The organism is Microbulbifer maximicatervae (SeqCode) (assembly GCF_052467325.1).
Genome location: NZ_CP174310.1, coordinates 2712054 through 2735115, shown reverse-complemented (window position 1 = coordinate 2735115; position 23062 = coordinate 2712054). Strand labels below are relative to the sequence as shown.

Below are 23062 nucleotides of genomic sequence, written 5' to 3'. Positions count from 1 at the left end.
GCAAAAGAGAGCGATTTGCGCGCTTTACCTCGAATTGTTATTGAAATAAAAACGATTACCAGTCATTTTATGACTAATCGTTCATTATTGGTTGGCATACCTGGCTGAGTCTTTCCTTGTGGATAATCGCACTGCCTGTAAGAGCAAAGCCTAGTAAGTCGCCCTTTTGATTACGAAATTCGGCACAAACTCCAGAGTCTTCCCGGCTGACCTTCCAGCTTCCTTTGGCATTGGGACGAGGAGGGCAAACGATAGTTGGGTGTAGGGTTGTTTTTACGGCTACGGGAATTACACCAAAACAAATTTGGCTCGGATTGCCAGATAAGGTTCGTGCCAGGTTTTTTGCACAAGTGATTAGGGGAGCGACAAAGAGCAGTTGGTAGCCGTCAATTTCCGCACAATCCCCCAAGGCGTAGATATTTGGATCGCTTGTTTGTAAGTACCGATCTACAGCAATACCTTTTTGTGTGTTTAGGCCGGCCATGGTGGCTAATCCTGTATTGGCTTCGAGACCTAATGCAGCCAACACAATATCGGCTTCTATTTGCCTTCCCTCTTTCAAACATGCACGGATACCGGTGTTTGACTTTTCGATATGGGTTAGTGGTGCGCCCCCATAAAAGCGTACGCCATAGCTCTCCAAAGAACTCTGAAGATCGCGAGCGGCAATTTCGGGAAGTAGTGTTGCCAGTGGCCATTTCTCCTTGTCAACCAGGCTCACTTCGAAGCCCGCCTGAATCAGGTCGTTGGCAAATTCACAACCGATCAAGCCGGCACCCAAGAGCAGTATGCGCTTGTGACCTATCAAGGCGGTACGAAAACGGTGGTAATCCTTGAGATTATTAATGCGAAAGATATGTGCCAGGGCATTGCCTTCGAAGTGGGGAAGCTTGTGACATTTGGCTCCGATTGCAAGTACCAGCTTCCCGTAGGAAAGCTTGGATATATGCTCTGCGCCATCCTGTTGAATCGTCAGGACTCTTTTGGTGCGATCTATATGTATGACCCGAGTGTGAACCAGAATCTGTGCTCTGAGTTCCCTGGCCATATCTTCGGCACTGGCAGAGCTGAGCTGTTGCGCCGTCTTACCGTGAGAAAAAGAGGCTGACAGCAGAGGTTTGGAGTAAAAGGCTCCGTCATCAGAAGTAATCAACAGGAGGGGGGACAGGGGAGCAAGCTTGCGAAATTCCCGCGCCAAATTGTATCCAGCTAGCCCTGTTCCAATAATTACCAGGGGTATTGAGGTTGTATTATCGGCATCTTTGATTGCCAAAGGGGGAGTTTCGATAGGACCTTGCCTTACAAGGACCATATCGAACTCTTGCTTACTCACACCACACTGTGGACAGCTCCAGTCTTCGGGAATATCCTCCCAGCGAGTACCGGGATCTATGCCATCATGAGGACGTCCTTCGGCTTCATTATATGTCCAGCCACATACCATGCATTCCCAGATGCGAAAGCCAGTTTGACTATCTTGAGCAGTATCGCCACTGACCTGCAGCATGGAGAAATCTTGCTTGGCGGCACCACACTCAGGGCAGTACCAATCTTCAGGTATATCTTCCCAGCGAGTGCCGGGAGCTATTCCGTCCTCAGGCCAACCTTTTGATTCATCGTATATCCAGCCGCAGTTCTGGCACTGCCACTTTTTGTATGCCGACATGTTTATCCACCAAGCAGGGATGGACCCGGTAGCTAAAATGGCCGGGTCTTTTCCATTTATAGTGGTAAAAACACAGGACGTAGTGAGTAGGTTGTATTATTCAGCGCCGCACTGGGCGATTTTACTGAGAGCACTTTGGTAAATATCAGCAATTTCCCCGGGGTGCTTGATTGAAATACCTAAATCATGCACCAGACCATCTTTGAGACCATATACCCACCCATTAACGGTGAGTTCCTGGCCCGCTCGCCAAGCATCGCGAACAATAGTGGTCTGGCAAACGTGTATTACCTGCTCCAGAACATTGAGTTCACACAGTAAGTCTGTGCGCTGTTGTTGCTGGAAAAGATCGATCAAGGTGTGGTGTTTATCCCTGACATCTTGAATATGTCTCAGCCAGTTATCTATCAGGCCCAGTTGCTCATTATTTAAAGCTGCCTGGACGCCGCCACATCCGTAATGACCACAGACAATAATATGTTTTACTTTTAGGATCTCTACGGCATATTGCAGTACTGATAGGCAGTTCAGGTCTGTATGAACAACGACATTGGCAACATTTCTGTGCACAAAAAGCTCGCCCGGTAGCAGGCCGACAATTTCATTGGCGGGAACGCGGCTATCAGCGCAGCCAATCCAGAGGTATTCGGGGCTTTGCTGCTCGGACAGTTTAAGGAAAAAGTCAGGTTCGTCTTCGCGAGTGGCCTCTGACCAATGCTGGTTATTCTCTATTAAATGATTGAGCGGGTGCAATGAATCTATCCTGATGTGACCGTTTGGACAATTAGCCCGCAGCATAGCGACTTTGTTCGTGCGCGCCAAGTGCATCTGGTCTAATCTAAAAAAGTGACTATTGGCTCGAACCTGGTCTATAAAGGAATCTAAGATCATGGGAAGAAAAAAAAGCGCCATTCCAGGAAAGCGGCAGAGGGTTTCCAGGCGCTCCAACTCAGTGGGGCGGCATCGCCTAAGGGTGCGCCAATTGCTGGCTAGGAGGACACGTTTACGCAGTTATTTACAGTATTTCCTAGCGGAGGATAATGGAAAGTTCGAATCGATATCAGGGCAAAGGGATACTGAAGTTACCTAGTAAATTCGTTATTCTACCTTTCTAGAGTAGGGCTCAAGAAATCATATTTAATGAAGTTTTGAATGAATAGGGAAGTAAAAACGAGAAATATATGGCGTTAGCAGGTTTTGATGTCGATATTCATTTAAAGGTTGATCTGGCAAATTACGATGAACCAGAGGATGCGAAGAGCGTAGTCGCTTTGATGGAGGAGTACGCGCTCCATCCATTCGGTGGGGGAGAACCTCTTTCAGAACTCTGCCGGTCTAGCTTGGTGCCAGCATTAAAAGAATTTCCCGGGGCCTTTAGCATTCTTGCTTACCGAGGTGAAGCTGCAGTAGGACTTGTTAATTGCTTTACTGGCTTTTCCACTTTTTTATGTAAGCCACTGATCAATATTCACGATGTAGTTGTTAGTGAATCAGCTCGAGGGTTGGGGGTGTGTACTGCCATGATGGATTTCTTGGCAAAAGAAGCAAAAAGGAGAGGTTGTTGCAAACTTACTCTGGAAGTTCTGCAAAGAAATTATACTGCACGGGCTGCTTATCTTAAGACGGGTTTCAAACCTTATACGTTAGATGAAGAGATGGGGCAAGCTGAGTTTTGGCAGCGCTATCTTTAAAGAGCAGTGTTCGCAATCTAGCTTTTGAGACAGCAATTACCGAATTAAATAGGTAATTGCTGTGATTCACTTCAGAGATTATATAGCACTTACGTTAGGTGATTTTTTCCAAGAAATAACAAAGTTTGTCAATGTGAGTATGGCTATTAAACTGACACTGAATAACATTCCTATTAAAGGTTGCGAAGAGCTTTGTTCATAGAGCCAGCCACCAAGAGCAAAGCCTATTGTGTAGCCCCCAGTGTGCATTAGTGACAAAAGGCCGAACAAGCGGCCACTACGTTGTTGCCCTCGGCTCACGAGAGCGCTGTAGCCTGGAACCAAAAAGGCAACACCAATAACAAATAGCATCAGACCTGGAGCTGCAAGGGCACTACCGAGAGTTAGAGACAGGGTCATAGTGCCCAGGCATACGCATAAAACCCCAATCATTAAACTGATCTGTGGGCGTTCTATTTTTCTTACTAATCCCACCTGTACAAGAAAGCCGCAAATTGCGACGGAGGCGAGAAGAACAGCAGTTGTCGATGATGCCCCCAATGCACTTAAGCCGTATAAATCTTGTAGCACTGGCCCCATGACAACTTGTAACTGCCCAATACTTACCGTGCCTAACAACGCTATTGTGAATAAACTAATGGTTGCAGTGGGAAGGTTAGTTTTCTCAGTTTCTTTTGCAGTTATAGTTTTTTCTGGGGATTGGGGCAAAAAGAGTGTCAGGATTAATGCGGAAAAAGGCAGGAGAAGTAGCCACAGTAATGGCCATAAGCTACCTGCGATGAGTGCAGGCAGGGCAAGTAAAGGTCCCAGTCCTCGCCCTAAATTTGCGGCAGCGCTGATCCCCGAGAGAATAGATAACTGCTGGTCTTTCTCTCCCAATTCAAGAGCCCAAGCCTGGCAGCAGGGGAAAATCGCAGCGGCATTCAATCCGTAAAGGACTCTACTGGCAACCAGGGCTATAAGTGCTGAGTTAGTTTCCAGGTGTCCTTGGGCCAAGGCAACTAATAGGGCTACGAATAATACCTGGGAAAGCAGTGCCCCACTGAGCCCGAATAACAGTATCGGTTTCCTTCCAATTTTGTCGCCCAGCTCTCCCCAAATAGGGCCTGCAATCATTAGGCAAAAAGTACTGACCGCAACCAGTGCGCCAAGGGTTGCCAGATCCAGTCCACAGTACTTGATGATCAAGGGGATCTGGGTCAGCAAGATGACCTGGGCCGCACCTTGGCTGGCAACAATCCAGTTTATTTTTTGGAAGTGAGTGGGGCTGCTCATTCGGGCTCCAGAGATTAAAACCTGGGAAAAAGTCCTATTTTCCTTAAAGAAAAGTTCTCAGCCGAATAATTTCCCTACTAAAAGGCTTGATATGTACTAATTTTCAAGACATGATAATATAAATACAAATCATTCTCATTACAATTCTGTAAAAGAACCTTACTCATGAATAATCCAGATCTCAACGGGGCTTCTTTGGGCGCCGCTACAGGAGCTTCTGATGCTCATAGTATGAACCCGGCTACTTCTGAGCGGCCGGCAAATATGACTGCTGAAAAGCAAAAGGTCAAATGTTCTGCTGAAAGACTGTCAGCTAATTGCTTCTTCAATGCATTGCTGCGTGAAACAAACAGTGGCCAGTGGTACGAGCATAGCGACACATCATTCCCCGAGGGCATCAAGGCTCCTGCTGTTTGTGTATCTCTCCCGGAAACTGGGACTGAGTTATGGCTGAACGTGATCTATCGTAGTGAATGTGGCAGGCACCAGTTCGAGTTACCGATAGTTTGGCGACAAAGCTCCTTAAGAAGCCAAGTGGTATCGATGGCTGAATGTGCTCGGTTGATTGCTGATGACCCCGCTTTTTTCCCCGGAGCTGGAGAGCAGTCGCGACAGGTGTTTGCCGATCGTGTGCAAGCGAGTGTCCGGAACATGACTCAGGCCTTACAGGCGCGCAACCAGGATATGGAGCGCTTGTTTGGTGAAGTGTTGTCTTTTGGTGAGTCGGAGCAAGCTTTACTTTGTGGTCACTCCATTCACCCAACCCCCAAGAGCAGGGAGCCTTTCACTGATCGGGATGCTGAGTGTTTTGCCCCGGAATTCGGCAACAGTTTTTCACTGATGTGGCTAGGCGTAGATCCTCAGTTTTTATCCGGTGCTAGTGGAGCTCAAGAGTCAGCAGATCAACTCGCTGATCTTGTTCGTGAAACTGATGGTGTCTCTCAGCCGCCAAAGGGGTTTGTTGCAATTCCCGCTCATCCCTGGCAGTGGCAACAGTTGCAGAGAGATCACAGAATCACTCAGTTATTGGAAAGTGGCAGCGTCGTTGAGCTGGGGCTAGGCTCTGGAGCTTGGAGAGCGACATCATCGCTACGTGCAGTGTATAGCGCTGAGAGCTCCTATATGCTGAAGTTCTCCCTCAGCCTGCGCTTGACTAATTCGGTGCGCACTTTACAACCGAAAGAAATGACAAGGGGATTGGAAGTCCTAAAAGTACGAGAGACTCCAATTGGTCAAGATTTCGCTCAACGTTATCCTAATTTTCAGGTTTTAGCTGAGCCGGCCTATTTGATGCTAGCTGACCAGTCCGGAAATCCGGTGATCGAAAGTCTGGTAATGTTCCGGGAGAACCCATTCGTTGGCGAGGCAGCAGAAAATACTTGTCTGCTAGCTACTTTAACCCAAGACCACCCGGATGCAGAGAGCTGTCGTGCAGCTCAACTTATCTCTCAGCTGGCAAAAGAGCAAAATCTATCATCTATCGTTGCTTCCAAGCTTTGGTTTGATGCATTTGTTGATGCTGTGATTGAGCCTTTGTTAATAGCTCAGGCAGATTTTGGAATTCTGTTTGGCGCACATCAACAAAATTTAATTCTGCGCTTTGACGGACCTATGCCAGTCGCTGGATATTTTCGTGATTGCCAAGGTAGCGGTTACAGCTATCTCGGTGAAGAGCTGCTGAAACCTTATTTACCTAATCTCGCGCAAAATAGTGAAAATGTAGTTAATGAAGAAATGGCCAACCGTTTATTCGTTTACTACCTCATTGTTAATAGCTGCTTTGGCTTGATTTCGGCAGTTGCTGCCGCTGGGCTAGTTAGTGAAAGGGACTTGCTAAATCAACTCCGTGACCGGGTTCAGAAACTCTATGACGGTCAGCGACGTGATCGCAGTGGGTTGGAATATTTACTCCAGTCTGAACAGATATGGGCAAAGGGGAATTTCCAATGTGCAGTTATTGGCATGAATGAAAATACTAGTGATGACCCGTTGTCAATTTACCACTCTATGATTAACCCTTTGAAAGAAACTGAAGAACCATCCCCTGCTTGTTCAGATAGCCTGGACTGTTCAAATACCTAAGGATCGATTGATGAGCGACATAAAAGCTAAAGCCGAACTAGAAGTAATGCAGCAAGGAGCCCTACCTGATGGAAGGCGATGGACTCTTGATGGTGAAGGTTATCAATGTCAGCTGGATAGCAATACTTTTTTTGCGTTATTGAATGTAAATAATGGCAGTAATGCTCAAATACAAATCCCCCATGATGAGGCTGAATCGTCTAAGTTAAATGGATGGCTGGAGTGGCTATTTGATATCCATGGCGATGTTGCGATTGTTGAACTTGTTTCTTTAAATGGGGATAAAATAAAAGAAATATTCAAGTCTGATTTTTATCAGCAGACAGAAATCTGGTATCGAGGAAATAATGGCGGAACATTCCCACTGAGGTGGGTCGAAAATGATCAAGGTGTAAAACATCCTTTCAGAGCTGAGCCTGTGAAGGGAGAAGTGTACAGGCGTCATTTCCACACCTTGGGGATGGATCTTAGCCTCCGTCATTTAGATCCAGATAAAGATCTGGAGCTTTTTACAAGCTGGATGAATGTAGGGCGTGTTGCGAAATTTTGGGAAGAAGAAGGCGATCTAGAAAAGCAGAAAAAGTTTATTCGGGAGGTTATTCAAGATCCCCATAAGTATCCGTTAATTGCTTCCTTTGACGATGTGCCCTTCGCATATTTTGAGGTTTATTGGGCGCTTGAGGATCGTATAGCTCCTTACTACGAATGCCATTCCTTTGATCGTGGGGCGCATATGTTGGTGGGTAACAGTCGTTTTCTTGGTCGGCGTTATGCGCTGGCTTGGCTTAAGGGCGTATCCCATTTTATGTTTTTGGATGATAGTCGAACACAGACCCTAGTTGGTGAGCCTAGAGCTGATAATGGTCCCCTACTGAAGTATATGAATGGAACTTTTGGTTGGAAAAAAGTAAAAGAGTTTGATTTTCCTCATAAGCGAGCGGCACTTATCTCCTGCGATAGAGCTGACTTCTTCGAGGGGGCGGGGAAAGTATGAAGAAAGATAGTTATTGGGCTCAGGCAAATCGAAAAACGCTTGCTAAGTCTTTATCAGAACTTTGCTATGAGCAAGCTTTAAGCGCTGAGCAGGAATCTGAAGAATCTTATATTGTTAGGCTTAAGTCTGGGGTGAACTATCAATTTAACGGTATCCCGACTATCTGGGATTGGCTGCTAATTGATGGGGAGACTATTCAAAGGTGTCAGGGTGCTGAAAAGCTGATTGCAAATGATGTGGCTCAGTTTTTTATTGATGCTGCGGAAGACCTAAAAATAGCAGCCAGCACACTGGGTGGCTTATTGCATGAATTGGCAAATACCTTAGTTGCTGATGTTGCTTTACTTGAGAAGCGTGAGGCTTTCTCAGCAGAAGATTTGGCTCAGTTTACTGACGAGCAACTGCAATGCTTTTTGGATGGGCACCCAAAAGCAATGATCAATAAGGGGCGTATTGGCTGGGGGGCTCAGGAGTTTAGAACCTATGCTACTGAAGCTGGTGAGGGTGTTCGCTTTTTATGGTTGGCTGTTCGCGAGGAAATGACTGTCAATGGGCATAGTGAGCGTTGGAATTGGCAGCAGTTACTAAAAGAGAGCCTGTCAGCTGATCAAATACAGTTAATGGAAGATGCTTGTCAGGAAAAGAAGGTCAATTGGCAAGAATTTATTCCACTTCCAGTTCATCCTTGGCAGTGGCAGCACCATATTTCTCAGCATTATGCGCAGCAGATAAGTCGTGGTGATATTGTACTTTTGGGGCAATTTGGCGATCATTACCTACCTCAAGTCTCGTTGCGTACTTTCTCCAATGTGCCACGCCCGCAATCACTGCACGTCAAACTGCCACTAACAGTATTAAATACATCGTGTTACCGTGGAATTCCCGGTAAATACATGCAGTGTGGACCATCTTTATCACAATGGATGCAGGAAATTTGTGTTAAAGATTGTGAGCTATCTGGGCGAGGCACCGGTATCTTGCAGGAAGTTGCTGGGTTACATGTTCCGCACCTCCATCACGAGCAAGTAAAGGGAACACCCTACCGTTACAGAGAGATGCTGGGGGCGACTTGGCGCCAAAGTCCAGCCAGCCACTGCTTAGAAGGAGAGCGCCATTTACTAATGGCTGCATTGTTACAGAAAGACTCCAGCGGAAGATCTGTAATTGCAGCACTAATTCGTAGCTCCGGTCTTTCTGTTGAAAAGTGGTTGGAATACCTTTTTGATGCGACTGTGGTGCCTTTATATCATTTGCTCTGTCGATATGGTGTTGGATTAGTTGCTCATTCTCAGAACTTGACTTTAGTTTTGAAAGGGGATCGAGTAGCGCGAGTTCTACTGAAAGATTTTCAAGGGGACCTGCGTCTTTCGCAAGGAGAATTTCCTGAGCGGAGTGATATTCCTCAGGCAGCAATGGATGTCCTTGATCAGCTGCCTCCTAACTATATTATTCACGATCTTTTTACAGGGCATTTTGTAACAGTTCTGCGTTACCTGTCTTCCCAGTTGATGTTAGAGCTCGATTTTCCTGAGTCCAAATTTTATAGCGTTTTAGCTTCGGTTTTACGTGATTATCAAAAAAACATTACAGGAAATAGCCCTAAAATGGCCGAACGTTTTCAGATTTTTGATATTTTCCGTCCTCATATCGAGAGAGTTTGTATCAATCGGGTGCGATTGTCGCATGGATGGGGTGATAGCGCTGAAAGGCCGGTACCGATAGTTGGAGGAGATTTGGAAAATCCCCTTTGGCTATCAGAGCAGAAGCCAGAGAAAAAAGAATCCAAACTTAATATAGTTTCCTCCACAGAGATATAATGATGAGTAATATATTAGATCTAGCTGGTATTGGCGCCGGTCCTTTTAACCTCGCGGTTGCCGCTCTAATGTGGGATAAATCTTTAAAGCATCGTTTTTTTGAGGCGAAATCAGAGTTTTCCTGGCATCCTGGGCTGATGTTACCTGGTGCTATGATGCAAACGTCTTATTTAAAGGATTTGGTAACACCAGTTGATCCAACTAATCCGTATAGTTTTCTTGCCTATCTAGTTGAGAAAAAACGCTTTTATGACTTTCTGAATGCGGAGCAGCGCACGGTTAGCCGTCAAGAATTTGCTGATTACTTGGGGTGGGCTGCAAAACGTCTGGATTCTTTGGAGATGGATAGTCGAGTACAAAGTGTTCTGGATAAGGGGGAGTATTTTGAGTTGGATATCCATGGTCCAAAAGGGCAAGAGATAGTCAAGGCTAAAAATATATGTGTTGCTAGTGGTAAGAAGCCTAATATTCCAGAATTTTGCCGTCCGCAATTATCTGAAACCTGTTTCCACGCTCTGGAAATTGCGCTGCGTAACCCTGATGTTCAGGGTAAGCGAGTTGCAGTTATAGGTGGGGGGCAGACTGGAGCCGAGGTGGTAATTAACTTGCTCAATCGGCAGTGGGGAAAGCCAGAGCAGATTACTTGGGTTTCTCGTCGTAGTAATTACCTCCCGCTGGATGAAACCCCTTTCACTAATGACTGGTTTACACCTGAATATGTTAATGTATTCCGTCAACTATCTCAGCATCGCAAGGAGCAGGTTGTAGCAGAACAGAAGTTGGCCTCAGATGGTATTTCACCAGATACCTTGAAAGAACTATATCAACTTTTTTATCGATTGGTGCACCTTGAGGGTGATACGAATCGTATGGTGCTTATGCCCAATCGAGAAATGCTAGAAATTTCCAAATGTGGTGCTTATCGAGTTCAGTTACAAAACCATTTAGTGGGTGGAACTGAAGGGCAAGAGTGGTTAGATGCGGATATTGTTATTTTATGCACAGGCCTCAGTGAAGCGTTACCGCCTTGTATTACACCTTTGCAAGACCGTATCGCCAGAGATGGGGAGGGACGCCTTCTTTTGAGTGATTCCTTTGCAGCCCAATTAAATAGTGATGAAAGTGATCGTCGACTTTATTTCTTGGGTACTGGACGATATAGCCATGGTATTGCCGAGCCTCAATTAAGTCTTTCCGCCTGGAGGGCTGCGCAGGTTGTTAATGATTTACACCGGGAATCCATATACGACAACCAGGAATCAAATAACTTTATGAACTGGATTAGCCCTGGGAAAAATCTAGAGGCCGCAGTAGCCTAAGGTAAATTCTAATCAGTGGCTGAGTGCTCTAACTCAGTCGCTGATTTTTGGCTACTGGCTACAAGGCACTTTTGTCTAATAGACGATTGGTTTGCGTGTGGCGGTCGCTAGTATGTAATTGACGTTGCCTTCTACCAGTTGGGCCATTTCAAGGCGTACTAGTCATACGTCTTGCAGGTGATAAAGAGCTATTGGATTTTCCCAGCCTTGATGAATGTCGGTATTTCGGCTAATAGATTGGTGGTCCAGTATTGACATGAAAAGTATTATTCATGATTTGGATATTGAATAGTGATTTTTTTGGGGCTTACTTTTAACATTTTTAAGTTCAGATTTTCTCGCCTGCGAATCACCTCAATTATATTTATTTTTGTTTAAACTTGTCCTCTTCTTGTGTTTACAGGGCCCTGCTTGGCGTAATAATAATAAAAGCTCTAGTTGTAAGTACTTTTATAGATATAACCTTTCCCGATTTTAGTGGGTCATCTATTAGTAAAGTTTCATTTTAGTGCTTCTTCTCCACTAAAAGCTTCCCCCACTAATGCCTTAAAATGAGCTTTTTGAAGTTTTGGTCTGACAATCACCCTATTGGTGCATGATCTTAAAAAGTTCCTTTTTACTCTTTATCGGTAGCACATTTTAGATGCAAATTAGCATTTTTATTATATTGATCCGCATTTAAGATCTTGGATTAATCACCACTTCTTTGAATTGCTTTTTATATTAAAGGTGGCGTGTAAAGCTAGGTTAGCTTCCTTCCATGTGCAATACTTTTTGGGTACTGGACCACCAGTCTGGTGTGCAGTGGGCAAGGAGGGAATCTGCGATGCGTTTAAATTCAACTTTGGCTCAGGGCCGATATCATTACAGTTGTGATGGTCGGGAGATGCCTGTACAGGATAGTTGGCAGCTCGGAGATGATGAGGAGGGGCGGCGCTCTCTCGTTAGCCGGCGCTTAGTAGGTGACAAGGGGTTCGGTATAGAAGTTTTTGCCTTTTTGGAGCAAGGGCTTGTGAGCGAGTGTGTAGTCCACTGGCGGGATGAAGTTGATAATGTAAGCGCTCACTACAAGCTGTTGCCGAAGGGTGGGATGAAACCTGCGATAGGCGATGATATTCAAGCCAGTTGGACAGGTCCCAATGGCCCACAGCAACTTAGCCTTGAGGGGGAAGAGCGGCTTTTATTTCCTTTAATGCGGGTGTTTATGGGGCCGGTCTTGTCGAGATTAGTTCAATATGAGGGGGGGCTGGAAGTTGTCTCACCAGATATTGTCGACCCATCTCAGCGAGGTAAGCTGCTTTCCCCAAGGGTCAGCCACCGCACTGCAAGGCCAATGGCTGGGGATGTAGCGGGGCAGAGGTCCCAAGAGTTGGGTGCCGACATCAGTGCCTATATTTATCAAGGCGATGAAGCTGAGAGAGACGCCCATTGTTACGTAGATAGTCGAAGTCTACTAGTGGGGTATGACTGGCCATCTAGCACTGGTCGTCTATGGCAGGTCAGGTTGAGAGATTTAGAGTGGTCATCGGACCTTCAGGGGTTACTATGGCCCAAATGAGTAGACTAAATAGCCATAATTGGTCACATGAATATATCATTCTTTGGAATAATTGTTCGCCAGTATGTAATTGTTAAATTTTTTTCCTCTTTAAGTTGATAAAACGGCTTCTCAAGTCTGATTGGTTGTATTGTCACTATAATCGCAAAATTATGTAGTGGGACTTGTAAACCTCTCCAGTGTAAGCTTGCACCGTATTTGCAATAAATGACTGGGGGAAGCGTTTTGTCCTACTATCGAAGAGGGGTCTATGCCGGGCTTACACTACTTTCTTCTTTTGGGTTAGTTGCACAGCCACCTACGGCTTTTGCTGAAGATGTACCAGAATCAACTTTCTCTGTGGATGCAGGGGAAAGCCTGCAAACCCATCACAAACGTTGCCTGAATGAGCAAATTCTTGTTTCCGATGCGGATGTCACAATAAGGGAAATTCGGCGTATCTGTGCTCAAAGAGTCCGGGCTGAACTGACCTTAGAAGAAGACCCTGTGATAGCGGATTTCCTTGTTGATGAATATGAGGAAGAACTACCGACGGATAAAGTACTGCTAGGAGGAAGGGCTAAGGCGATCAAGGATGCTGCCAATAACCCGTTTACCTTGGCATCCCATAAAACCAATTATGTGTTACCAATGGTCTACAACCCAGCTCCTGAAGAGGGTGGGTTGGCGGATATTGAGGGGTTAGCTGAGGCGGAGGAGCTGGATAATGTCGAAGTCCAATTCCAGCTATCTGTACAGGTGCCTGTTTGGCGTGGTTTTTTAGGCCGGGCTTCCGTGTTGAGTGTAGCCTATACAAATCGTAGCTTTTGGCAGGCGTATAACGATGATGATTCTTCTCCCTTCCGCGAGACAAATCACGAGCCAGAATTAATTTTAAGTTGGCTCAATGACTGGAGCGTGTTCGGTTGGAATAATGTGGCCAATCAAGTGGCGATTAACCACCAGTCAAATGGGCGTAGTGAGCCTTACTCCCGCAGCTGGAATAGGGTATATGCGAACTTTATTTTTGAACGTGATAATTATTCGATAAGCCTGAAACCCTGGTATAGGCTACCAGAGGACAAGGATGATGATGATAACCCGGATATCGAGCACTACCTTGGGCATTTCGAATTGGGTGGACGTTACCGCGATGGGGGTCACACTGTATCCCTGATGTTACGTAATAATTTGCGTTCAGATAATCGCGGTGCTGTGGAGTTGACCTGGGGCTTCCCTTTGGGTAGGCGTGTCGACGGATATATCCGTTATTTCAATGGGTATGGTGAGAGTCTCCTTGATTACGATGAATCGGTACAGACAATAGGCTTTGGTTTTGTTTTAGCCCAGGGGTTCTAATTTCAATGGCGAGAGTGTATTCAAGACAAATAGGCTCTCGTTTTCCCTTTTTTCAAGCTGACTCATTATCAGGGTATATTCATGGCCTTTGATGATAGTTACCGCCTCAGTGCCCACGCAGTAATAACCAATCCTTATGGAGAAGTATTGCAGCTGAAAGCGACCTATGCGGAGCGCAGGTGGGGTCTGCCCGGTGGCGCACTAGACCCGGGTGAAACTGCCCATGAGGCTCTGGTGCGGGAGTGCCATGAAGAGCTTGGTAAGGAGGTACAGATTGAGTATCTCAGTGGCGTGTACTACCACAACGCTTATAATTCACACGTTTTTATTTTTCGGGCCCATTTTACCAGTGGTGGAAGCTGCGTTCTTTCTGATGAACATTCACATTGGGCTTACTTTCCCCTGGACAGATTATCTGAGGTTCAGCGCCACAGGGTCGAGGACTGCCTGAGCTTTAACGGCATTGTGCGTAGCGCAAAGTTCTAACTTTATTATCTTCCTTGGCAATAGATCTGGTGTGCCAAGGTACATTTGGCGAAAATCGCCAAATGCGTTGTAGTCGCAGAATTCCCCTCCCTCCTACATTAGTATTTGCCTCCTGGTGTTTAATGCCCTGGAATTCCAGAGCCTTCGCAGTTTGTGGGCGCTTTATAAAAGTAAATAAAATTAAATAGTTAATAAATAATTGATACAGCAGGCTGTACAAAGCTGCAAGCTATGCTGATGGATAAGAATTATGGGTTTGGATTTGAAGATGCCTGAGCTGGGCAACCTAAGTGAAAGCAGCCATAAATTAGAGTGCCGAGTCGCTCTGGTCAGTTCTGATAGCAAATTGGCCAATGAGTGGGTAAGTGCCCTCAATAATACGGCAGCAGTACATGACAATCCTTTTGGTCTCCATTTTATGGTAGTGGCTCCCTCTGAAGCTGAAAGGTTGGCAAAAGAAGAGGATTGTCTCCAGGCAGTTATTGTTGATGGTGGCAGCGATGGAAAGGGGTTGGATGCTGCAGATGACCTAGCTGACCGAATTCATGTATTGCGTTCCCAGCTTAATATCTTCCTAGTTGCCCATAGTGGTTTTGCCGGCACAACGTCAAAATCAAGCAAAACTGCTTCCAAATCCATAGCCAATTTACGCCGTCGTTTTGATGAGTTATTCGATCGTCGTGAAGGTAACTTCAACCACATGTTCCGCTTGGTGCAAGCATTTATTGCTCGTAGGGCTTCGACGCCTTTTGCCGATACCCTGAAAGAATACGTCTTCTCCGCGCGGGATGCTTGGCACACCCCAGGCCACTCTGGTGGTGATAGCTTGCGAAATAGTCCCTGGGTAGGGGATTTTTATCGTTTTATGGGGGAGCATATCTTCAATACGGATTTGTCCGTATCGGTTCAAGTGCTGGATAGTTTACTCGAGCCCCATTCCGTTATTCAGGAGGCCCAGGACTTGGCGGCTCAGGCTTTTGGAGCTCGTCATACCTTTTTCCTGACTAACGGTACCTCTACCGCGAATAAAGTGGTTATTCAGCAAATTCTTGGTGGTGGTGGGAAAATTATTGTTGACCAGGCTTGTCACAAATCTGTTCATCACGCGATTGTGATGAACCGGTGTGAGCCGGTTTATTTGAAGTCTGTCCTGCATCCAGAGTTTGGAATTTACGGACCGGTGAAGCGTTCCGATATAGAAGCCGCCCTTGATGAGCACAGTGATGCGCGCCTGTTGGTAATTACTTCTTGTACCTATGATGGACTGCGCTACGATCTCAAGCCAATTATTGACTACGCCCATGAGCGAGGCGTGAAAGTATTGGTGGATGAGGCTTGGTTTGCTCATGGTTTCTTCCATCCTGAGCTGCGTCCTACTGCACTGGAGTGTGGTGCAGATTATGTGACGCAAAGTACCCATAAAATGCTATCCGCTTTCTCCCAGGCCAGCATGATTCACGTGCAAGATCCGGATTTCGATGAATTCCGTTTTCGTGAGAATCTGAATATGCATGCCTCTACCAGCCCTCAATACGCAATGATTGCGAGCCTCGATGTGGCCCGTAAGCAAATGGCGATGGAGGGGTATGGCCGCTTGAAGCAATGCTTGCAAATGGTGGAAACTTTACGTAACGCCGTAAATGAAACTGGCGTATTCCGTGCACTGACTCGTGATGACTTAATTGCTGATCCCCTTGCCGGTGATAATATTCGTCTTGATCCCACCAAGGTGACAATTGATATTTCCAAGAGTGGTTACTCTGGAAATGAGATGCAGATTAAATTATTTGATCAGTATGGTATCCAGGTAGAAAAGACCACCTACAATACCATCACTGTGCTTGTTACTCTCGGTAGCACAGAGAGCAAGTTGCTTCGCTTGATACATGCACTTAAGCAATTGGCCGGAAGTACTCAAAAACGCATTCATATTGGGTCACCGCGGCGCCTGCCAGAATTTACCCGGTTTACTTGTTTGCCGGCAGATGCCTACTTTTCGGAAGCAGAAGAATTGCCGTTGATGGATAATGGCACAGAAGCCATCGAAAATTTGGTAGGTCGAACCAGTGCCGATGAAATTGTTCCCTATCCCCCTGGCATTCCAGTTCTTGTACCTGGCCAGGAAATTTCGGCTCAAATAGTACAATTCTTACAGCAGCTTCTTCAGGGGCAGAATACAACGGAAATCCACGGCCTAATTTTCCGCTCTGATGAGCCAATGCTAAGGGTGGTTAAGGAAACCCCTAAAGCTAAGCCTGGCAAGGCGCAATCTTCCGCAGAAAAAAAGGCAGGAAAATCATAACACTTCATAATCCGGCACGGAGGCCGGTATGCTTGAAAGTCCACAATCTGTGTTAATTGCCGGTGCCTCCGGCGGAATTGCACAGGCTATTGGCGCCGAAATTATTCGGCGCCATCCTCAGGTTACTCTATTGACCCTGAGCCGAATTACAGTCGACATGATTCCTGGTCATGTTGGAGAGCGTCATCATTTATCTGTTTCCCTAGAGGAGGCGGAGTCTATTGATATCGTTGAAAATTTTTTGGCAGAGCACTCTGAACCCCCAGATTGGGTAATATGTTGCTGTGGAATTTTACACGATGAATTTCACGGACCTGAAAAGTCCCTATCGCAATGTGATGATCACTGGTTGTTACAGTCTATGCAGGTCAATGTACTTTCCCATTTACATTTAGCACGGGCACTAGATGGATTCTTACGGCGTAGGCACCCTTTGTTGTGGGCATCACTTTCAGCGAAGGTGGGAAGTATTACGGATAATTACCTTGGTGGCTGGTATAGTTATCGCACCAGCAAAGCAGCATTAAATATGCTGGTTAAAAACCTATCTATTGAGTGGGCGCGAAAACTGGAAGAGAGTTGCGTAGTCGCAATTCATCCAGGTACAACAGATACTTCACTATCCAAACCTTTTCAAGCTAATTTGCCGCCAAGCAAACTCTACAGTCCTGAATTGAGCGCTAATCGTATTGTGGATGTCTTAAGTCAGTTGACACGGCTAGATACTGGTAAATTATTATCCTGGGATGGAAGCCAGATACCCTGGTAGTAACTGTGTTTGAACTATTTACGATAATTAGAAACCGTCTGACTTCTAAAAATTGGGAAAGCTCTCTGTTATTTATGTTACAAGAGGGTTGCCCCGATCCAGTAACGTTTTGATATCGATACCAGTTGGTAGGCATCCAGTATTTTGTAAACCACTGGCTCCTATTCTTGATTTAATGAAGGCATCAGTGACACAGGAGCTACTTCCTTGTAAGAGAAGATGAGCCTGCATGGTAAGAGCCATTTGATCAACAATATGGCGAGCACGATATTCAAATTGATTTAGGTCAGAAAGTTCATTTCGTAGCTTGTCAACAGCTGTATCAAATAAAGTATTTATACCTCGGCTAATCCCCAGTTCATCGAACCAGTGACTAATAACGGTTGGTGTTTTTGTGATGGCGCGCAAAACATCAAGTGCTTGAATATTGCCTGACCCTTCCCAGATTGCGTTAATTGGCGCATCTCGATACAGTCGTGCCGTAATAAAATTTTCAATGGCGCCGTTTCCCCCCAGGCACTCCATGGCTTCATATGCGTGATGGGGACTGCGTTTGCATATCCAGTATTTGCCCACTGCGGCCCCCAGCCTGAGCAGCATTCTCTCATGCTCGCTGTCCTCTTGGTCCATAGCTCTGGCCATACGCATGGAAAGAGCAATTGAACCCTCAACTTCCAGTTGTAGATCAGCCAGAACATTTTGCATTAGTGGTTGATCAATCAGTTTTTTGCCAAATGCTTTACGCACACTTGCGTTATATATTGCCTGGATAACTGCTTGCCGCTGGCCTGCTGTTGAGCCGACCATACAATCAAATCGTGTAAGCGCTACCATCTTTATAATGGCCCTGATTCCTCGTCCCTCTTCCCCAATCAGCCAGCCTAATGCGCCGCGTATTTCAACTTCTGAAGATGCATTGGATACATTGCCGCACTTCGTTTTCAAACGTTGAATTTCAAGCTGATTCTTCGATCCATCAGGCCTCCATCGCGGAACTAGAAAACAGGATAGGCCGCTTGGGGTTTGCGCAAGAATTAAAAAGGCATCGCACATAGGTGCAGACATAAACCATTTATGTCCAAATAATTCATAAGTATTTTCTTCGAGAGGGAGGGCAGTAGTGGTATTTGCCCTGACATCTGACCCCCCCTGTTTTTCTGTCATACCCATGCCTATGGTCAGTGAGCTTTTTTCAAAATAGGGGCGATTACTTCCGTCATAAGTTCGATTGGTTATCTTGGGGATCCACTCGTTGGCGATTTCAGGGTTTAGCTTGATAGAAGGAACTGAGGCGAAAGTCATAGTGATGGGGCATCCATGCCCTGCCTCAAGTTGTGAATGTAGTAAGTTTTTTGCGGCTCTGGCGACATTGGCTCCAGGACGAGGGTCGGTCCAGGGAGAGCTATGTAAGCCCTCGGAGAGCGCAAGTTGCATAAGTTGATGGTAGGAGGGGTGGTACCTAACCAGATCGATGCGATGACCAGAGCGATCGTGACTTTCAAAGATAGGTTTAAACTCGTTGGCGGCATAACCTCGCTCAATCATTTCCGGTCTACCACATACTTCCCCATAGCGCTCCAGTTCTTCTTTCGCCCAGTATGCCCCATTGACATGTACGGCTTCCTGTAATGCCTGATCGCCAATATAGAGGTTATGGCCAGATAGAGGGCGTGGCTGATTGGTAACTTGATATGTGGGGTTATAACTTGGCGTATAACTCTTATTGTTCATATCTTTACCTTAGAAAATGTGTCTATTTGGGAGAGTTTTTGCATAGCCCCTAAATACCCCTACAGAGCTTATAGCTGCAGTTGATTAGATCCAGCAACTGTAGTTCATTGCAAGGCTTCCTCTTCGGATCTTTCAGAGGCACCTTCACATGGTACGAAATCATAAGTTGTACAGTTTTACTAATTGCGCGAAGGGATAATTTCAATGCATAGCTGAATGTGAGTATAAAACAAGTTTTTTTCTGATTACTATTTAAGCTCTTTACCTGCAGTGAGTTATTTTGCTGTTTTTATTTTCAAGGATGGGTTTTATTGATTCACAGAGGTATTTATTCGATCAAATATGGCTTAAAAGTAATGAATTGAAATTTATATTTTATTGCTATCGAATACCATTTTGTCATCTTGTCTCTAATAAGACTCGAACCATCTTATGTTTGTCACCTCATTGTCGATAGAGGAGTTCTTTACCGCAAATTAAGCGAAATAAATCGGTTAATACTGTCGACTAGTCCAAAAAAAATGAAGCTTTTGGGGTTCTAATTCTGCTCAAAAATCTATACCAAAGCATGTTGATTTTTTAATTCAGCTTATCTATCCGTGATACCTTTGTATTACAAACTGGTATGAGGGAACCAGGTTGGCACACTTAAGATTGAATTTTTGATATCTAGATCACTACTGGTTGCAGTAAGTGAGTTGATCGAATAGATTTAGCTCACAGCGTAAGATGAGCGCGAGAAATTAATTAAAAATAGTAAGGCTGGTAACAGGCCGAAATATAAAGGGACCGCACATTGGGGGAACCCAGATGAACTTGCATAAGGATTATGCACCACTAAAGGTTGTTAGCCCTAAGTCAGAAAAGTCAGGGGTTACAGTTGCCTTTTTAACCGCATGCGTCAATCTTCAGTCCTCAATATTTGCAGGGCGAATTGAAGATGAGTTTAAGACTACTTGCGCTATTCTGCAGCGCTCTACACTTTCTTCTCTAAGTGGTATTAAGGCTGAATACCTACTTCTAGATTGTGCCGATATTTCCTCTCCGGATCTTGAGCAGCTTTTGCGGGAAATACACTCGTTACCAACCCCTCCTAATCTTGTGTTGATCAATGTTGATCAAAGTTCAGATATTGATTTTGTTCTTCACTGGGAAAAGGTTCTTGGCTTGATACCCTCGGAGTGTGAAGCAAAAGTCATTATGGAGAGGTTGGGTAGGATATTCTCAGGAGAGTATTGGTTTCCAAGGGATGTTCTTCATAATTTCCTCAGGCAACACAGAAAGCCAAAAAAATGGTGTGATAAAGCCTCTAATCTTACTCAAAGAGAGAGGCAAATTTTACAGCTGATCTGTGACTGCAATACAAACGCTAATATAGCTGAAACACTTTGTGTTAGTGAGCATACTGTTAAGAGTCATCTCTATAAAATCTATAGAAAAATAGGCTGTAAAAATCGTCTCGAAGCAAGTAGTTGGGCCAGTCAAAACTTGTAATATTATGAAATCAATATTTTTGCGTGCAGCTGTGTTTACGGCTGCACTTTCGTGTATCTTTTGCAAAATTCATGCGCAAGAAGCAGATAATCAAATTGGAGAGGAATCCCTACTTACTGGATTAGTTATTGATAATACGGTAAGTGGTATTGGCCATGAATTTGCCAGATCTCTTTCTATTTATATTACAACCAATTTACAAGGTTTTGATTATAACCTTACTGTTCATGAGAGGCCGTCCGCTAGATGGGGGAGTGTTGTCTGGGTGACTTATGAAAGTCAGCAGGTTTTCAAGACTGTTATTTACCCTGGGCGTAGAAAATTTGGTGCAGTTGTCGAACAGGCCGCTTCACAAATAAATAATAATGTTCGACAGCAGAGGTTGCAGGAACTTTTATCTCAAAATATTGATTTGGCGGGGGATGAAATATAATGAAATGTTATTTTTTGATGGCTGTTTTTCTGTTTTCTGGGGCTGTAAGCGCAACGGAATTGGTATATACGCCAGTTAATCCATCGTTTGGAGGAAATCCTCTAAATGGTAATTATTTATTGAATAATGCCAGTGCGCAGAACAGTAAAAAAGACCCTGATGCTAAAGATTCACCTTACTCTGATTCCTCTTCTCTAGATAGATTTACTGACACACTGGAATCTCGCTTACTCTCGCAGCTGTTGACAGATGTGGGGAATGGTAATGATGGCACCTTGGTTACAGATGACTATATCGTGAACATTATTGATGTCGATGGTGAGCTGACAATAACGATTACAGATGCCGTTACAGGTGAGATATCTGAGATTGTAGTCGTGGGGCTCAATCCAAGTAATTAATATAAATTTATTTACGGGCTTAGGTTTTGTGGGGTGGTGCGATGTTGTCGAGAATATTTGTTTTTATAATTATTTTTGGTCTTAGTGGGTGTAGTTCGGTTAAGGAAGCGCTGTTTGGTCCAGGCCAACAAAAGGCAACTTTAACAGATCGGATGAGTACTTATTCCGACTTGGTTAGCTTACCTGCTCCAAGAGGGAAAATAGTCGCAGCAGTGTATGGATTTAGTGACCAGACGGGTCAATACAGACCGGCACCTTCGAGCTCATTCTCAACTGCGGTGACGCAGGGGGCGGCAGCTATGTTGGTTCAAGTCTTAAATGAATCAGGATGGTTTGTAACTCTTGAGAGGGAGGGGTTACAAAACTTATTGACGGAGAGAAAAATAATTAGGGCCGCCCAAAAGGAGCAGAGTAGCCCCGCTAGTCCGGTATTTGATCTGCCTTCTCTTATGTCAGCTAATATTATGCTCGAAGGAGGGATTGTTGGTTACGATACTAATATTAAAACAGGGGGGGCCGGAGCCCGTTATTTTGGTATAGGGATATCTGAACAATATCGAGTAGATGAGGTAACAGTTAATTTGCGTGCAGTGGATGTGCGAAGTGGTCGAGTACTCAGTAGTGTTTTAACCAGCAAGAAAATTTTATCAAGGCAGGTCCAGGGGGATGTTTATACATTTGTAGAGTATAAGCGGCTACTTGAAATTGAGGCTGGTATGACAACAAACGATCCGGCTCAATTATGTGTTCTGTCCGCGATAGAATCTGCTGTAATTCATCTCATTTCGCAGGGTGTAAATGCTAATTTGTGGGCTCTGGAAGATAACAATCAATACCCTATGTCAGTTCTTAGTGAATATGCGGCTACGCCGGTCAAGATATTGTAATATCTTATTAAATAATTAACTTTGTCAGTGTATGTCTGTGTTTGTATATGTAATTTAGTGAAATGGAATTTTGTTAAATTATGCCGTTTTATATTTTTATATGTAATTTGATGGAATGGATTTCTTTTGGGAAATATGCATTTTAATTTATAGTGCTTCCTTAATACAAAAGTTTTACGTTCTAGTTGTTCTTTCCAGTTAAATATAATCTTTCTTCTGATTTAAGATTTATTTGTTTTTACCTATAGTTGTTTCGTTGTTTCTTATAGTTGTTAATCGATCTTTATAGAGAGGTGGTTGGTGATTGCTACAGCTAAACGAGTAACGGCAATTTTATTTCTGTTTCTGGTTTTACCGCTTTCGGTGTGCTGGGCTTCTGATATAGATGACCACAATGAATTGTCGGCGGGGCAGGGAGCTCTGGATCTTCTTCTACTAAGAAAAGATTCAATTACGGGCAACTTAGCCCAGGTTTCACAAGTGGGTGATTACAACGTTGCTGAGGTTACTCAGTCTGGTTTTTATAACCAGGCTGTCCTGATACAGGAGGGTGACTCCAATACAGCGTTGGTGCAACAAACAGGCGATTCTAATTATGCTGCGATATCTCAGTCTGGAGCCTATAACCAAGCTACAGCCATACAGAGTGGCGTAGATAATGTGGCATTGATTAGCCAAGTTGGCTACGGAAATTCTGCAAACATTATTCAAAACGGTGATGGATTGTTTGGTTATGTCGCGCAGTTCGGTGACGACCATGCGGTGCAACTGGTGCAGTACGATTAAAGCATTGCACTATTTTACTTGTATTTATAATTT

At 44.8% G+C, this 23062-nt stretch carries 19 protein-coding genes; 15 read left to right on the top strand and 4 right to left on the bottom strand.

Features of this window, described 5'->3' with window-relative positions; translation table 11 throughout:
• Positions 1-73: 73 nt before the first annotated feature.
• Both ACJJIE_RS12310 and can read right to left on the bottom strand, forming a co-directional pair.
• Positions 74-1666, bottom strand: coding sequence for an FAD-dependent oxidoreductase (locus tag ACJJIE_RS12310; protein ID WP_444891883.1), 1593 nt, complete (start codon positions 1664-1666; stop codon positions 74-76).
• Between the two features lie 96 nt (positions 1667-1762).
• Positions 1763-2419 carry a carbonate dehydratase gene (can, locus tag ACJJIE_RS12305; protein ID WP_444891882.1) on the bottom strand — a complete coding sequence of 219 codons (657 nt, stop codon included), beginning with the start codon at positions 2417-2419 and terminating at the stop codon, positions 1763-1765.
• A gap of 428 nt (positions 2420-2847) precedes the next feature.
• Between can and ACJJIE_RS12300 the strand changes: the two genes are divergently transcribed.
• Complete coding sequence (locus ACJJIE_RS12300; RefSeq protein ID WP_444891881.1) at positions 2848-3357, top strand: GNAT family N-acetyltransferase; 510 nt, start codon at positions 2848-2850, stop codon at positions 3355-3357.
• Positions 3358-3435: 78 nt separating this feature from the next.
• Here the strand turns inward: ACJJIE_RS12300 and ACJJIE_RS12295 are convergent, their stop codons facing one another.
• Positions 3436-4632, bottom strand: coding sequence for an MFS transporter (locus ACJJIE_RS12295; RefSeq protein WP_444891880.1), 1197 nt, complete (start codon positions 4630-4632; stop codon positions 3436-3438).
• A gap of 165 nt (positions 4633-4797) precedes the next feature.
• Between ACJJIE_RS12295 and ACJJIE_RS12290 the strand changes: the two genes are divergently transcribed.
• The 9 genes from ACJJIE_RS12290 (at position 4798) to ACJJIE_RS12250 (ending at position 17297) form a co-directional block, all read left to right on the top strand.
• Positions 4798-6714, top strand: a complete 1917-nt coding sequence (locus ACJJIE_RS12290; protein WP_444891879.1) for an IucA/IucC family protein — start codon at positions 4798-4800, stop codon at positions 6712-6714.
• 10 nt (positions 6715-6724) lie between these two features.
• Positions 6725-7708, top strand: a complete 984-nt coding sequence (locus ACJJIE_RS12285; protein ID WP_444891878.1) for a GNAT family N-acetyltransferase — start codon at positions 6725-6727, stop codon at positions 7706-7708.
• Positions 7705-9525: an IucA/IucC family protein gene (locus ACJJIE_RS12280; protein WP_444891877.1), complete on the top strand. Its 1821-nt coding sequence runs from the start codon at positions 7705-7707 to the stop codon at positions 9523-9525. The genes ACJJIE_RS12285 and ACJJIE_RS12280 overlap by 4 nt, the downstream gene beginning before the upstream one ends.
• A complete protein-coding gene (locus ACJJIE_RS12275) occupies positions 9525-10844 on the top strand; it encodes a lysine N(6)-hydroxylase/L-ornithine N(5)-oxygenase family protein (RefSeq protein ID WP_444891876.1) in 1320 nt (439 codons plus the stop codon). The genes ACJJIE_RS12280 and ACJJIE_RS12275 overlap by 1 nt, the downstream gene beginning before the upstream one ends.
• An 826-nt stretch (positions 10845-11670) precedes the next feature.
• Positions 11671-12402 (top strand): hypothetical protein, encoded by a 732-nt coding sequence (locus ACJJIE_RS12270; protein ID WP_444891875.1) that lies wholly within the window; start codon positions 11671-11673, stop codon positions 12400-12402.
• Positions 12403-12627: 225 nt separating this feature from the next.
• A complete protein-coding gene (locus tag ACJJIE_RS12265; protein ID WP_444891874.1) occupies positions 12628-13740 on the top strand; it encodes a phospholipase A in 1113 nt (370 codons plus the stop codon).
• 81 nt (positions 13741-13821) lie between these two features.
• Complete coding sequence (locus ACJJIE_RS12260; protein ID WP_444891873.1) at positions 13822-14226, top strand: NUDIX hydrolase; 405 nt, start codon at positions 13822-13824, stop codon at positions 14224-14226.
• A gap of 250 nt (positions 14227-14476) precedes the next feature.
• On the top strand, positions 14477-16528 hold the full coding sequence (locus ACJJIE_RS12255) for an aminotransferase class I/II-fold pyridoxal phosphate-dependent enzyme (RefSeq protein ID WP_444891872.1): 2052 nt from the start codon (positions 14477-14479) through the stop codon (positions 16526-16528).
• Between the two features lie 28 nt (positions 16529-16556).
• Positions 16557-17297 (top strand): SDR family NAD(P)-dependent oxidoreductase, encoded by a 741-nt coding sequence (locus tag ACJJIE_RS12250; RefSeq protein ID WP_444891871.1) that lies wholly within the window; start codon positions 16557-16559, stop codon positions 17295-17297.
• A 72-nt stretch (positions 17298-17369) separates the two neighbouring features.
• Here the strand turns inward: ACJJIE_RS12250 and ACJJIE_RS12245 are convergent, their stop codons facing one another.
• Entirely contained in the window at positions 17370-19028 is a 1659-nt protein-coding gene (locus ACJJIE_RS12245; protein WP_444891870.1) for an acyl-CoA dehydrogenase family protein, read from the bottom strand.
• 810 nt (positions 19029-19838) lie between these two features.
• On the opposite strand from ACJJIE_RS12245, the gene ACJJIE_RS12240 reads away from it, so the two are divergent.
• The 5 genes from ACJJIE_RS12240 to ACJJIE_RS12220 all read left to right on the top strand — a co-directional run bounded on the left by ACJJIE_RS12240 (position 19839) and on the right by ACJJIE_RS12220 (position 23029).
• Positions 19839-20522: a helix-turn-helix transcriptional regulator gene (locus ACJJIE_RS12240; protein WP_282931500.1), complete on the top strand. Its 684-nt coding sequence runs from the start codon at positions 19839-19841 to the stop codon at positions 20520-20522.
• Between the two features lie 4 nt (positions 20523-20526).
• Complete coding sequence (locus tag ACJJIE_RS12235; RefSeq protein ID WP_444891869.1) at positions 20527-20955, top strand: CsgE family curli-type amyloid fiber assembly protein; 429 nt, start codon at positions 20527-20529, stop codon at positions 20953-20955.
• Positions 20955-21356 carry a curli assembly protein CsgF gene (locus ACJJIE_RS12230; RefSeq protein ID WP_282931502.1) on the top strand — a complete coding sequence of 134 codons (402 nt, stop codon included), beginning with the start codon at positions 20955-20957 and terminating at the stop codon, positions 21354-21356. The genes ACJJIE_RS12235 and ACJJIE_RS12230 overlap by 1 nt, the downstream gene beginning before the upstream one ends.
• Positions 21357-21397: 41 nt before the next feature.
• Positions 21398-22243 (top strand): CsgG/HfaB family protein, encoded by an 846-nt coding sequence (locus tag ACJJIE_RS12225; RefSeq protein WP_444891868.1) that lies wholly within the window; start codon positions 21398-21400, stop codon positions 22241-22243.
• A 300-nt stretch (positions 22244-22543) separates the two neighbouring features.
• Positions 22544-23029, top strand: a complete 486-nt coding sequence (locus tag ACJJIE_RS12220) for a hypothetical protein (protein WP_282931503.1) — start codon at positions 22544-22546, stop codon at positions 23027-23029.
• Positions 23030-23062: the final 33 nt, after the last annotated feature.

Bases quoted from the DNA above. Each gene is read 5' to 3' on its own strand.
- ACJJIE_RS12310 (WP_444891883.1), bottom strand. From the start codon at position 1,666: ATGTCGGCATACAAAAAGTGGCAGTGCCAGAACTGCGGCTGGATATAC.
- ACJJIE_RS12300 (WP_444891881.1), top strand. From the start codon at position 2,848: ATGGCGTTAGCAGGTTTTGATGTCGATATTCATTTAAAGGTTGATCTG.
- ACJJIE_RS12295 (WP_444891880.1), bottom strand. From the start codon at position 4,632: ATGAGCAGCCCCACTCACTTCCAAAAAATAAACTGGATTGTTGCCAGC.
- ACJJIE_RS12290 (WP_444891879.1), top strand. From the start codon at position 4,798: ATGAATAATCCAGATCTCAACGGGGCTTCTTTGGGCGCCGCTACAGGA.
- ACJJIE_RS12285 (WP_444891878.1), top strand. From the start codon at position 6,725: ATGAGCGACATAAAAGCTAAAGCCGAACTAGAAGTAATGCAGCAAGGA.
- ACJJIE_RS12280 (WP_444891877.1), top strand. From the start codon at position 7,705: ATGAAGAAAGATAGTTATTGGGCTCAGGCAAATCGAAAAACGCTTGCT.
- ACJJIE_RS12275 (WP_444891876.1), top strand. From the start codon at position 9,525: ATGATGAGTAATATATTAGATCTAGCTGGTATTGGCGCCGGTCCTTTT.
- ACJJIE_RS12270 (WP_444891875.1), top strand. From the start codon at position 11,671: ATGCGTTTAAATTCAACTTTGGCTCAGGGCCGATATCATTACAGTTGT.
- ACJJIE_RS12260 (WP_444891873.1), top strand. From the start codon at position 13,822: ATGGCCTTTGATGATAGTTACCGCCTCAGTGCCCACGCAGTAATAACC.
- ACJJIE_RS12255 (WP_444891872.1), top strand. From the start codon at position 14,477: ATGGGTTTGGATTTGAAGATGCCTGAGCTGGGCAACCTAAGTGAAAGC.
- ACJJIE_RS12250 (WP_444891871.1), top strand. From the start codon at position 16,557: ATGCTTGAAAGTCCACAATCTGTGTTAATTGCCGGTGCCTCCGGCGGA.
- ACJJIE_RS12245 (WP_444891870.1), bottom strand. From the start codon at position 19,028: ATGAACAATAAGAGTTATACGCCAAGTTATAACCCCACATATCAAGTT.
- ACJJIE_RS12240 (WP_282931500.1), top strand. From the start codon at position 19,839: ATGAACTTGCATAAGGATTATGCACCACTAAAGGTTGTTAGCCCTAAG.
- ACJJIE_RS12235 (WP_444891869.1), top strand. From the start codon at position 20,527: ATGAAATCAATATTTTTGCGTGCAGCTGTGTTTACGGCTGCACTTTCG.
- ACJJIE_RS12230 (WP_282931502.1), top strand. From the start codon at position 20,955: ATGAAATGTTATTTTTTGATGGCTGTTTTTCTGTTTTCTGGGGCTGTA.
- ACJJIE_RS12225 (WP_444891868.1), top strand. From the start codon at position 21,398: ATGTTGTCGAGAATATTTGTTTTTATAATTATTTTTGGTCTTAGTGGG.